The 12,162-nt window shown below is 40.6% G+C and carries 10 protein-coding genes and 1 tRNA gene; 4 read left to right on the forward strand and 7 right to left on the reverse strand.

The genetic code is table 11. The features are described 5' to 3' along the window. Positions 1–221: 221 nt before the first annotated feature. Positions 222–638, reverse strand: a complete 417-nt coding sequence (locus AC4II3_RS16220; protein ID WP_075899982.1) for a helix-turn-helix domain-containing protein — start codon at positions 636–638, stop codon at positions 222–224. Between the two features lie 498 nt (positions 639–1,136). Here AC4II3_RS16220 and AC4II3_RS16225 point away from each other — a divergent pair, with 498 nt between their 5' ends. Next, the gene (locus AC4II3_RS16225; protein WP_488007635.1) at positions 1,137–2,477 is read left to right on the forward strand and encodes a lamin tail domain-containing protein; all 1,341 of its coding nucleotides are present in this window, start codon (positions 1,137–1,139) and stop codon (positions 2,475–2,477) included. Between the two features lie 153 nt (positions 2,478–2,630). On the opposite strand, the gene AC4II3_RS16230 is transcribed toward AC4II3_RS16225, so the two are convergent. Next, on the reverse strand, positions 2,631–3,899 hold the full coding sequence (locus AC4II3_RS16230; protein WP_488007637.1) for a protein kinase domain-containing protein: 1,269 nt from the start codon (positions 3,897–3,899) through the stop codon (positions 2,631–2,633). 417 nt (positions 3,900–4,316) lie between these two features. Between AC4II3_RS16230 and AC4II3_RS16235 the strand changes: the two genes are divergently transcribed. From AC4II3_RS16235 to AC4II3_RS16245, 3 genes are all read left to right on the forward strand, one after another. Continuing rightward, positions 4,317–6,500: a protein kinase domain-containing protein gene (locus tag AC4II3_RS16235; protein WP_488007639.1), complete on the forward strand. Its 2,184-nt coding sequence runs from the start codon at positions 4,317–4,319 to the stop codon at positions 6,498–6,500. A 246-nt stretch (positions 6,501–6,746) separates the two neighbouring features. Then, positions 6,747–6,818 (forward strand) — tRNA-Asn (locus AC4II3_RS16240). 445 nt (positions 6,819–7,263) lie between these two features. Beyond that, positions 7,264–7,494: a hypothetical protein gene (locus AC4II3_RS16245; protein WP_488007641.1), complete on the forward strand. Its 231-nt coding sequence runs from the start codon at positions 7,264–7,266 to the stop codon at positions 7,492–7,494. A gap of 805 nt (positions 7,495–8,299) precedes the next feature. Here the strand turns inward: AC4II3_RS16245 and AC4II3_RS16250 are convergent. The 5 genes from AC4II3_RS16250 to folK form a co-directional block, all read right to left on the reverse strand. Beyond that, positions 8,300–9,307 (reverse strand): NAD(P)/FAD-dependent oxidoreductase, encoded by a 1,008-nt coding sequence (locus AC4II3_RS16250; protein ID WP_488007643.1) that lies wholly within the window; start codon positions 9,305–9,307, stop codon positions 8,300–8,302. A gap of 15 nt (positions 9,308–9,322) precedes the next feature. After that, positions 9,323–9,520, reverse strand: a complete 198-nt coding sequence (locus AC4II3_RS16255) for a hypothetical protein (protein WP_488007645.1) — start codon at positions 9,518–9,520, stop codon at positions 9,323–9,325. Positions 9,521–9,530: 10 nt separating this feature from the next. Then, positions 9,531–10,406 (reverse strand): dihydropteroate synthase, encoded by an 876-nt coding sequence (locus tag AC4II3_RS16260; RefSeq protein ID WP_488007647.1) that lies wholly within the window; start codon positions 10,404–10,406, stop codon positions 9,531–9,533. Between the two features lie 71 nt (positions 10,407–10,477). Next, on the reverse strand, positions 10,478–11,203 hold the full coding sequence (gene tmpR, locus AC4II3_RS16265; protein ID WP_488007649.1) for a bifunctional dihydropteridine reductase/dihydrofolate reductase TmpR: 726 nt from the start codon (positions 11,201–11,203) through the stop codon (positions 10,478–10,480). Positions 11,204–11,602: 399 nt separating this feature from the next. After that, on the reverse strand, positions 11,603–12,115 hold the full coding sequence (folK, locus tag AC4II3_RS16270) for a 2-amino-4-hydroxy-6-hydroxymethyldihydropteridine diphosphokinase (protein WP_488007651.1): 513 nt from the start codon (positions 12,113–12,115) through the stop codon (positions 11,603–11,605). Between the last annotated feature and the right edge of the window lie 47 nt (positions 12,116–12,162).

The following is a 12,162-nucleotide window of genomic DNA, read 5'->3' on the forward strand; positions in this document are numbered from 1 at the left end:
AGAGGCAAGAGGCAAGAGGCAAGAGGCAAGAGGCAAGAGGCAAGAGGCAAGAGGCTAAAGATATAGATACGGAGTTTTATTGGATAAAAAAATACCTCTTAGGTTTACATCTCAACTAAACATGCTATACCTGTCCTGTTCGTGAAAAGGATCTGTCAATGTGATTGAAAGCTTGCTGCTTCATGCTTTCAAGCTACTTTTCACCCCGTGAGAGTCTTGGCTCAGATAACTTGAAAATCCGAGATAGTCTCAATCCACACCCTTGCCCCACAATGTAGCGGATTATCAGGGCGATACATCACCCGACAAGGGCCATTGACTTCCACAGTATGACCGTAAATGTTTTTAGAACCTCGTTTTACTGTAATCACTGGATTGCGTTCCCCGGTGTTGTGATTTTGGCGAATGACTTTCTGATTAACGTGGATCACAGCCTTCGTGTAATTTGTACGCTTTGACCAATTCCGCTTTGGTCCACGAGTGCCAGGAGTGACCACTGGCATGCCATCAAACAAAGGAATCACCCAAGTTCTACCCACCTTATACGCTCCTTTGACTCTGCCCTTGCCCAGAAGGTAACGGACGCGAGTGGCGGAAACACCCAGTAAATCAGCGGCTTGTGCGGTAGAAATCATCATGGCGGCAAAACCATTGCTTTAACGATACTAATAGTATAACCACATTTTGGATAACATGCAAGGGGTTAGAAAAACTATTGCATTATCGCTACCCTCATAGAGTCGCTATAATGGGGTTAATAGACTAAACATACTTAATAGGTGGTTTAGGTGTTGTAAAACTATTGTATTGTCGCTATCTAACCGAATGACTGGAATAGGTCTAGTGAGTTAAGAGGATTGAATAGGTTGTATGGGTGTTGTAAAACTATTGCATTGTTGCTATCTAACCGAATGACTGGAATGGGTGGAGTGGGTTAATGGAGTTTAATACTCAGATTTGAGATTACTTACCCCCTGGGTGACTGAGCAATAAAAAAGTACCCTCAAGGGTACTGTTTCCTGAAAATAATCAGCCTAAGATAAATTTATTGAGCGTTGACCGTTGACCGTCAATCATTCAATTTTCCATAGATATACTCAACAACTTTTACATCCTTTAACTTAAACAATAGAGACATGAGCGAAACTAATATTTATCAACAAATTTGGGAAAGTGACGAAAACCAATTCTCGGTTAGCACTCGCACTAGCTCCGGAGAATGGGAAGACGAAACTGCTGACATTCTATTAGATGAGCAGGTCAAAGCTAGTGGTAAACGGGAAATCGACTTAGCTACCCGACCCTTATTCTATAAAGTCAATGAAGACAAATTGAATAAAACCCGCACCTATGCTAGTTTCATTAAACTCTTAGATAACTACGCTATTCGTTCTCTTGACCCAGAATTTACTCCTGAAGAAGAAGAACATGAGCAGTTAGATTTTATTTCTCTGATTATGTCTACAAAACCGATACAGCTTGCCCGAAACTATATTAACAAAGAGTTAGGTGAGACTCTTTCGGAGCAGCAATTTAGACACAAGCTACAGCGAATCTGGTTTGAACTCTATACCAATTACTTCAGGGGCAAATCAACTCACTTTGCTTCTGGCTTTGAGCATGTATTTGTTGGGGAAGGAAAATACAATATCCGCTCTGGAGATCAACGAGAAACCCTTGGCACTATATCTGGTTACCACTCATGGATAAAATTCTACCTTGATGAAAAAAATCAGCGAGTCAATTTTCTAGGCTACAAGTATGACTTACGAGGTAATCAAGGACCAAATAATCCCAATGTGGTCACATTACAAATGACCCAAAACGTGACTGATATGGGAGGCAATGTTATTGCTAAATTGTTCAAGAAGAAAGGCGGATTTTTTGTTGGACCAAGCCCTGAATGTGAAATCGCGCTTGCAACCGTTGCCTATTATGAAAGTGTCTACGGCAAAATTCGTGACAAGGCTCGAACTACTATCAATGATGCCACTTACGATTTAGTCCTCTACCGCAGTACCAATCCTAATGGTAGCCGTGGCGAATTTATTCGTTCCTTCTTTCCCATCTTCCTGAGCAAGGATGGCACAAAAGAACCGGATATGGATCGTCCAGTAGTTGTGCCAGTAGATGATATCATCAAGAATGATGGTCCTGTGATAATCGTAGCGGCATTACCTAATCCTGAAGGCTCCGATGAAGGGGGAAGGGAGTGGGTTGAGTTGAAGAATGTGACCAGTGAAGCCATTGATCTCACTGGCTGGGAGATGGCAGATAAACTAGGTCGTCCCCAACTCCTGAGTGGCATTCTCCAACCTAACGAAGTTAAGCGCTTCCCCATCACCCGTTTAACTCAATCCTCTATGCACTTGAGCAATAAATCAGGATTGATCACAGTAAGCGATCGCTCCTCTAACCAGATAGCAACAGTGAAATACTCTCGTGCTCGTTCTGGTCACATCTTTCAATTTAATTAGTCATATCGAGTCAGGTTAATCACTTGGTATTTAGGTTAATCGTTAATTGTTAATTGTTAATTGTTAATTGTTAATTTTCAATTTCAATTTCAATTATCGATTTTCAATTGACGATTAACCCAGAATGATAAGTATTCAACCAGACACGATGAACTACTTATGTACAGAGCCATCAGGCATAGTTGCACCCTTGAGGTTAAAACGCCAGCGCTTAGCCCTCTTGATGTCTAAGTTAGCGCCTTTAAGGTTAGCCCCGCCCAGGTTAGCACCATGCAAGCGAGCACCGTTTAGGTTAGCCCCTTCGAGGTTAGCTCCCGACAGGTTAGCCCCCCTGAGGTCAGCTTTCCACAGGTTAGTCCCCTCTAGGTCGGCACCACTGAGATTCGCCCCCTGCAGCTTAGCTTGCTTGAGGTTCTTATCCTGTAGGTTGGTATTGGGGAGATTGCAGCCTTGGCATTCTCCACTGGTTAGCAACTGTCTGGCTGGACTAGTGACCCAGCCATAGGTTATAGCTGATGAAGAAGCAGCCACAAGGCTGAGGGTTGCAAGTTTTACTACTGCCTTTGTTGGTTGTATCGCCTGCAACAGTGTTTTTAGAGGAGTGATATCATTCACCACATCAATCGGCTTCAGGGCTTTTAGGGCAGTTGCTGCATCGGAATAGCGATGTTTGAGGTTAGGTGCCACCATTTTGTGGAGCCAATGAATAAACTGAGGATTTAGCTTGGGCAACAGTGGTTTGAAATTAATCCGATAATTCTCATCAACTAAGGTGTTGATATCGCTAGATTTTGTCCCTGTCAGCAAGCAAATCAGGGTGATGCCTAAGCTATACAGATCAGATGCTTTGGTCAATTGCCGATTAAACATCTGCTCTGGTGGCATAAACCCTACACTACCTTTAACAACGCTACTGAGGGTCACATCCCCACCTGCTATCCGGGCAAAACCGAAATCTACTAGATACACCTTCAAGTTGCCCTGTCTATCAACCAAAATATTTTCTGGTTTAATATCTCGATGAATCACAGGAGGTTGCCGCCGTTGCAAGTAAACCAAGACTTCCAAGACCGCGATCGCAATTTGCTTAACTTCTTGTGGTGTCCACTGGTAATCTTCGGCGAGGGAAGGTGCTGGTTTATATTCTTGGACTAAGCAAAATCCAGTGGGAGTGTCAAAAGAATCGATATAGCGAGGAATGCTAGGATGATTGAGCTGCTGCAGGAGTTTAATTTCTCGTTCATAAGTGTCGTATTCTGCCCAGCTAGTGCCTAATTGGGAAAACTGCAACTGCTTAATCACAACCGGTTGCTGAGTCTCCAGTTGTGTCGCCAGGTAGGTGACTCTACCCCCAGCGTGATTTTGTCCTAACTCTTGTTTAATTTCATAGCCCTGGGGGCTAAAGTCTAAATCCTTGCTCATAGTGCTAATTTCAACTTTCCATGTTTAAGAAGCGGATATGATGACCACCGAAGAACACACATCTAATATCTATCCTGGCATATAGTTTTTATACCCAGTTGCTTTCTGTTGTAGCAAATGAGGACAAAATCCGGAGAGGGAAGAGGGGTGAACAGTGGAAGCTTTGGGGTTGTCAACAATTGTCAGATCATCCCGCAACGGGAGTAAGGTTCATGATTAAAATGGCTGATCACTGATAGCTGATTGAATATATCTTATTTAATATAGCTGATTTAATATAGCTGATTGCTTACATTCTATTTTCTACCGGGTGACGCTACAGCACATCTAATTACTTCTGTAAACCACTAATTCCGGAAACACTGTTGGTTTCTTGAAAAAAACTAAATAGAAGTGATTCTGGTAGGAAAAAATTCTTTGAAAATTAATCCAAATCATTCCCTATGGGGAAAGCTCCTCAACGGGCGTTATAAAATCATTGAATCTTTAAGTGCTGGGGCATTTGGCAAAACCTATATCGCAGAGGATACCCGACAACAGGGCCATCCCCGCTATGTGATTAAGTATCTTCAGCCCAAAAGCGATGATCCTCAAAAATGGCAATTTCTTAAGCGTCTCTGGCTCAATGAAGCTCAAACCTTGATCAAACTGGGCAGCCATAACCAAATTCCCCGTCTACTTGATTATTTTGAAGATCACCAGGGATTTTACTTAGTTCAAAACTTAATTGTCGGAGAAACTCTTAGTACTGAACTGCCAATCAGTCAAAACAGTAATAAACGTTATAGCGAAAACCAGTGCATTGAACTATTAGAAGATGTTTTAGGCATCCTAGAATTTATTCACCGCCAAGGGATAATTCATAGAGACCTCAAACCCAATAACCTAATCAGACGAGAGTCAGACCGTAGGCTAGTTTTGATTGACTTTGGTGCTGCTGAGCTGATTAATTCAAAGTCAATCCAACCCCATGTGACCGAGATCCTATCGTCTGATCCATCGAAGACAATTCGTCCCTTTGCCTACATACCCCCAGAGCAACTTGCTGGTCAATCCTTTCCTAACAGTGACATTTATTCCCTAGGAATGATTGCGATTCACGCTCTGACAGGCATGACCCCAATGCAATTGGCTCACCCTGAGACTGGTGAGATTGATTGGCGAAACCATGTATCGGTTAGCGATAAAATGGCGTTTGTACTCAACCATATGGTGTCTTACCACAGCAAACGACGCTATCAGTCAGCCAATGATGCCTTAATTGTACTTAAAACACTCATGTGTACTCAAAGTCCTGAGTTAAAAGTATCTATTGATAAGTCTGACTCAGAACTGATAACGGAGCACTCAACACTCAGTATCAAGTTTAGTGACAATGACACTCTTGAATTCAACGTGCTGGATACTCAGTCTGACTCAGAACTGATAACGGAGCACTCAGCACTAAGTATCGAGTTTAGTGACAATGACACTTTTGAATTAAGCGTGCTAGATACTCAGTCTGACTCAAGGGTTACCATTGAACACTCAGCACTGACTAGGGAGTCTAGCTCACAAGAATTAAAACAGGCAACGCCATTGTCTGAGACTGAATTTAGTATTAAAGACTCAAAAACTAGTAATAACGATTCAAAAATTAACACTAAAGAATCAAAAAATAGTAATAATACCTTAGCACATAGCACTGATGAGCCGGAATTACATTGGAAAGTGTATGTCCGTGAATTCGCCCTGTATAGCTGGCCAAAATTGCCACCTTTACTGAAAAAAATCGGAGTCGGAGCAGCAAGCTCCAATGCTATAGCTATTTTAATCGGACTTTATGCTTTACTAAATGCTTCTGCGTCTCGTTCTGAATTTGATATTTTCCAAAAGGCAATCAAACACTATCAAGCCGGTGATTTGGAGGAAGCGATCGCACTAGCAGAATCGATTCCTAGCGATAGTCTGATCTATGAACAATCTTTAAATACAGTTCAACAGTGGCAACAACAATGGCAAGGTGCTGAAGCTCTATTTAAGTCTACAGAGCAAGCCTTTTATCAAGAACGATGGTCAGATGTGCTTGAGGGATACGATAAAATGCCCTCAATTGGCTTTTGGCAAAAGAAGATGGAGCCCTTAGTCAAGAAGGCAAAACCTCGCCTTGAAGCAGAAGCCCAAGGGTTATTAAAGCAAGCCTACAAACAAGCATTAGCGCAAGAGTTTACCAATGCGATCGCACTACTCGAACAAATCCATCCAGAAACCCGCACCGGTGCTAAAGTCCAACCAAAGCTGAAGGAATATCAGCAAAAGCAACAGATTCGAGCAGAGTACTTGTTACAAGAAGCCTATGAACAAGGAGGACAGGGTAACTTTATTCAAGCGCTAGTGTATTTGTCTCAAATCCCTAAAGAAACCCCCACCTACCAGAAAGCGAGAATCAAGATAGCTGAGTATTCCCGTAAGCAGCATTTAAAGGAAGAAGTGGAACGACAAGCTGCTTTAGCCAGAGCAGTGTTAGAAAAACAAAAGCAATCAGGGGTTAACCAAAAACCGTTGCTCAACGTCAACGTTGAATCAAGCCGTTCCCCACTCAACCATGGGCTACAGTGGTAAGGAGTCAACCATTAGGATAATATTGTTGACTACTGACTGTTGACTACTGACTGTTGACTACTGACTGTCAACTACTGACTGGCTCATAGTTAGCTGACTATTTAGTAAAAACTAAATAGCGCCGACTGTACCCTGTACTCAAAACTCCCGACACAACAGTGATTTCAAAAAAATTTGCGAAAATACTTGCCAGACTTTGTAATTTATGATTATAATCAGTAGATGTGAAGAGCAATTGTTTGGCAATCCTCAGTAGCTCAGCGGTAGAGCGGTCGGCTGTTAACCGATTGGTCGCAAGTTCGAATCTTGCCTGGGGAGTTTAAAGTTTAAATATAACAGCTCCTGATAGCCTAGAAATTATTCAAGGTCTAGAGAGTTAGCAGATCAGACTTCCCCTGAAATGCCTTGCCAGTGGATAGAATATTTTTCACTAAGGGGCCGTTTATTGTTGCTCAACTAGACAATAAGGGCGTTTGGGCATGGTAGAGTATTGTGACAATCAAGTTTTATGCAGGGAATAGCTTCGACCTGATCCCTGAAATTCACAAAATCCTGATTTACTGGCCACTAGCCCAGAAATCAGGATTAGTGATTGGTGATGTGAGATTGTGATCCCTTCAAGATTGGAAACTGGGCTAACCTATTCCAGGTAGGTCTGTGAAACAAAAAATTCGACAAAACAAGCTAAGCAATGGGATTCCAGAGAAAATCACAAATGGAGGGACTATCTGGAAAAGCAAATTGATACTTACTATGATAATCTATGTTAGACTTTGAAAAAGTATACGTACATCCCAGTCAATTTCCTGATCGAGTTTTTCGAGATTATTTGGCTGGCTTTACTTCTTGTAAAATCAATCACAAATTTCATTACGATAGTGTCAAGCAAAGCCAAAAATGGTTAAAAATACACGAAACTTATTCTCCAGCTAGACAAGATGAAAGCTGTATTGATGCCTATGCCAATTGTTTAAAAAAACAGCATAAATTTTAGATGATAATAGTCTAAATTTAAATTTAATTGGCTTAGGTTGTGGTGGTGGAGAAAAAGATAAACTTATAGTTTCCCAATTATTCAATTCTGAAATATCATTAACTTATTATCCTGTTGATGTTAGCTTATCTCTGGCGATAATTTCTGATCAAAAGATTAGATAATATTTTGCTAATTTACAGGTACAGCCCATTGTTTGCGATCTGCTTCACTCTGATGATTTAATCTCCCTTGTCGGTAATCAAGAAAAAAGGAATATAATTCCCTTTTTTGGCATGATTCCCAATTTCTATCCTGAATAAATTTTGCCGATTTTAAGTAATTTTATAAGCAAGGGAGATATATGGCTTTTTAGTGCTAATTTAGCCCCTGTGATTATCTGCAAGGTATTCAAAAAGTTCTTCCTCAATATGATAATGAGTTAACCAAAGAGTGGTTAATTACTGTTTTACTTTTTACTTGATGCTGGAGTCAAAGCCAAAGATGGGACTATTAAATTTACAATAGAAGAGGATGAACAAAATCAACAATTAAAAAAAATTGCTGCTTATTTTGAATTAGAAAACGATGTGATTTTTAGTTTATAAAACAACCTGATTGAGTGGAGAAGCCAAGATAGAATTAGATGATTTTTTTTTCTATCGTTATACTAATCCTATGATTCAATAAATACTAAAGAGTTATGGTATTAAGGTTTTGGATTACTGGCAAGCTGCTAATCAAGAAGAAGGGGTTTATCTTTGTCAAAAACTTTAAACTGTAAATGAAGTATAAAGTCGGAATTAATTGGGAATTTTAAGTTACACTAATAACTAGCAATTCGCAAATCTTCATCTATACTCCTAGCTGCAATTGCACCCTGGGCTACAGCTGTGGCAACACAGGGATCGCGAGGATTGGTAACATCTCCAGCAGCGTAAATGTTTGCAATTGATGTACGCAGAAATTGATCTGTGGCGATATATCCTCCTGTGGTCAGCTCAAGAGAACCAACGGCTCCTTCTTTAAACAGTTGATTTATTTGCTCCACATTGGGCTCAAAGCCAATCCGAAAACACAGATAGTCTAAGAATACCTCATACTCTTGGTTGTCTTTCCCTTTCAAGGCAATATATATGTTGTCTTTACCTACCTCAAATTCCTTGATAAGTACTGGTTGATGCAGAGTTATTCGACCTGCTTGAATTAGCTCGGAGATCTGTTTTTGATTCAAATCGAATCCTCGCAGTTGAGAGCGAACGAACAGGTGAATATGTTTAGCAGTATTGGCAAAACGTATTGCTGTTACTAATCCATTATCGCCACCACCGACTATAGCAACTAGCTGTCTATCTAAATCGGACACTAATAAAGGAGTAGCGCCGGGGTTAAAACAGACGCGCGGTGAAGACAAAAGCTCGTGACTGCCTTTAACTGATTTTAGATCTTCGTATCCTTTGATTCTTTGGCCTGTAGCAATAACTAGACACTGTGCAGTGAATTCATCTGTCTCGGTGACAATTCTGAAATGCTCTCCTGCTTTGACTATGCTTTTCAACTTAGAATCTAAGAGCATAGTAATACTTTCTTCCTTCAAATGCTGCCGAAACAGCTCCGCAAGCTCATACCCAGTATGTCCGGGTAATCCCAAGTACCATACGTTTTGAAAGTGACTTACCCGTTGTAAACCTCCCAATTGTTTGCTCTTTTCGATGATAATTGCCAAAAAACCTAGATGTTTCAACCAAAGAGCACAAGACATCCCAGTAGGGCCACCTCCAATAACAGCGACAATTTTATTACTGTCTTCTAAATTATCTAATACAGTAATCATCTAATTTAAGTTTTTTTAATTAATTTTTGCCACAACAGAATCTAGTTTATCTCTGTGAGGCGTAGGAATATTCTTGGGAGGAGATATCATCAGCAGAGAGTTGTCAAACTTAACATCTGGTATCTCAGGCAGAGCACCCAAGGGTTGACCATACCACCGAGAGGAGCCGGGAGTCCACTGCCCCTCGTTACAGGAGGTAAAACTTGATGTCATTAGTTTTGATTTAAAATAAACTAATAGTATCTAAAACAGCTTTAATTTTAGGGACTTCATGAGTTCTCAACAAATCGGTTTTACCTAGTGCTGCTAGGACTGCAAAGAAAGGTTCACCACTTCTGAATTCTTCCCCAAAACATTCCAGTGCAGTGGGAAGTATATTACAAATAGGAAACCCTAACTTTCTAAATCTAAAAGAATTTAAAAGAGTTTGTATTTGATATTTAATCCTCATATGCTTGTCGTCAAAGTTTTGATAGTCAAAACCCATCCCAGGATCGATAAAAATCTTTTTCACACCTAGTTTAGTTGCTGTTTCTATCTCCTTCGCCAAATAATCATATGGATCATCAGTCAATTTATACTCACCGATTTCTCTTGCGTTTTTACCTTGCAAGTAACAGATAATAATTCCTGCATCGAACTCAGATACAGCCTTGTAAATTTCCTGACTATTGTCTCCTCCAGTTAAGTTAATAACATTTGCACCAGCCCGTAAACATTCTCTAGCTACTTCTGGATAATAGGTTTCAATAGATGTCAATACATTTTCTTTTTTTAGAGATTCAATAACAGGTATAAGTTTACTGTTTTGTTTAAAATCATCTACTCTTGCCGCTGTTGCCCCTGTAGCTTCACTACCTATATCTACTAAATCGGCACCTTGCGCCGTCAAAACTTTAGCACGATTAATTGCTTGTTCTGAACTATAACAGATGCTAGTTTTATAGGCAGAATCAGTGGAAAGATTAATCACTCCTAAAATCGCTGGTTTTTCATTAAAGTTAAAATACCTGTTTCCAATGGTGAATTCTTCAACTTTTGCATCAAAAGAATCTTGATGTTTGTCATAAATTTCACATAAATCTTTTAAACTAAGCATATTTCTACGACTTTAACCGATAATTTTAATGTCATAAATCAAGGCTCTCCTATCAGGAGATGAATCAGATTCTATAGCTGATAGCCTCCCGATACTTCCAAGACTTGTCCTGTTATGTAATCTGCTTCGGGATTAATAAAAAACCACACAGCATTGTTCATTTCTTGCAAGGTTGCCGGTCTTTTCATGGGTAACCGAGGTACCACTTCCTCTAAGCCAATAGAATTTTCGGCTACTCCTGGTGCAATTACATTGGCAGTGATCTTGATATTATCTTTTGCCAACTCCTTAGCTATAGATTTGGTATAAATGATAATCCCAGTTTTAGCGATGATATAAATTGCATGGTTCTCACGTGCTGTCACATGATGTGCACGTGTAGTCGCAAAATTGATAATACGTCCCCAGTTAGCTGCTTTGAGATAGGGAATTGCTGCTTGAGTAATGTAAAAAGTGCAATTAAGGTTGGAGTCAAGAATTTCATGCCACTCCTCTGTTGATATTTCGCTAGTTAGTTTGTAGAGATAATTACCTACAACATTGACTACAACAGACAAACCACCTAATTGCTCAACCGTCTGTTCTACCAGAGATTTTGCCTGCTCGGGGTTAGTTACATCTGCTTGTAGGGCGATCGCTTTTACTCCGTGAGTCGCTGCTTCCTGAGAAGCTTGCTTGGCTGCTTCTTCACTGCGGTTATAGTGAAATGCAACATCAAATCCCTTACTAGCTAAATCGAGAGCGATCGCTCTTCCAATTCCCACTGCTGATCCGGTCACTAAAGCTTTTTTGAGCATTGTCTTTTTTCACCATTGTTTTTCAATTTATAATACTGCTTGAGTTACTCCATCAGCATTGTTTTCGGGTAAGTATTCAGCCGTTGGCCGTTGGCCACGCTACTTGAGGTGCTATCAGCCGTCAGCTAATCAACGGGAAGTAGTAAACAACCTTACGGGCTGGTACAGCTAGTTGAAAATCCCTGCTCGTTTTACTCATCCCACCCCGTTCAGTTAAAGCGCCTGATAACTGTTCGCGTAGCGTGCGCGTAGCGCTAATCGCTGATAGTTGATAGCTTACGTTTTGGGATTGGTTTTACCCCCAATTATATATCATTCATCGGCATTAGGCTAAGTTGCCTTGCCTTGGTTTTTTCTGTTGTTATTATAGTCCACCAAGGGGATTTGATATCCTAAAAATTAAAATCGAGTAACTCCGGAAATATCTAACCTTTCGAGAAGTTGGGAGACTTTCATTCCCGAAACTGGCTCTATCCAATCAGGAGCAATTTCGGCCAAGGGCACTAACACAAAGGCTCTTTCTCTCATGCGTGGGTGAGGTATGATTAGATCAGGGGTATCTAGAATCAGGTTACCAAACAAGATTAAATCTAAATCTAAGGTTCTTGCTCCCCAATGTTCCACACGAACTCTACCAAACTTTTGCTCTGTTTCTAGCAGAGTCTCTAGCAATTTTTGGGGACTTAGTTGTGTTTCCACTAGGGCGCAACCATTGAGATAATCTGGTTGCAGAGGTCCAATAGGTTTAGTTTTGTACCAACTGGAGCGGGTTTTGACAGTAATCCCTGGAGTTTGTTCGAGTTCAATCAGAGCAGCTTCTAAGGTGGCTTGAGAATCACCGAGGTTACTACCTAGTGCGATCGCGCTCAGGGTACCTTTGCTAGTTGATAAGACTTGGGGATTAGATACCATACAGCTCCTGAAAGAAGAATTGGTGGCAAGATACTCTTGTACAAAAA

The organism is Moorena sp., from assembly GCF_982860115.1.

What these genes read in the sequence shown, in the direction of transcription:
- AC4II3_RS16230 (WP_488007637.1), bottom strand. Translation starts at nt 3,899, where the DNA reads ATGAGCAAGGATTTAGACTTTAGCCCCCAGGGCTATGAAATTAAACAA.
- AC4II3_RS16225 (WP_488007635.1), top strand. Translation starts at nt 1,137, where the DNA reads ATGAGCGAAACTAATATTTATCAACAAATTTGGGAAAGTGACGAAAAC.
- AC4II3_RS16260 (WP_488007647.1), bottom strand. Translation starts at nt 10,406, where the DNA reads ATGCTTAGTTTAAAAGATTTATGTGAAATTTATGACAAACATCAAGAT.
- AC4II3_RS16245 (WP_488007641.1), top strand. Translation starts at nt 7,264, where the DNA reads ATGTTAGACTTTGAAAAAGTATACGTACATCCCAGTCAATTTCCTGAT.
- AC4II3_RS16250 (WP_488007643.1), bottom strand. Translation starts at nt 9,307, where the DNA reads ATGATTACTGTATTAGATAATTTAGAAGACAGTAATAAAATTGTCGCT.
- tmpR (WP_488007649.1), bottom strand. Translation starts at nt 11,203, where the DNA reads ATGCTCAAAAAAGCTTTAGTGACCGGATCAGCAGTGGGAATTGGAAGA.
- folK (WP_488007651.1), bottom strand. Translation starts at nt 12,115, where the DNA reads ATGGTATCTAATCCCCAAGTCTTATCAACTAGCAAAGGTACCCTGAGC.
- AC4II3_RS16255 (WP_488007645.1), bottom strand. Translation starts at nt 9,520, where the DNA reads ATGACATCAAGTTTTACCTCCTGTAACGAGGGGCAGTGGACTCCCGGC.
- AC4II3_RS16220 (WP_075899982.1), bottom strand. Translation starts at nt 638, where the DNA reads ATGATGATTTCTACCGCACAAGCCGCTGATTTACTGGGTGTTTCCGCC.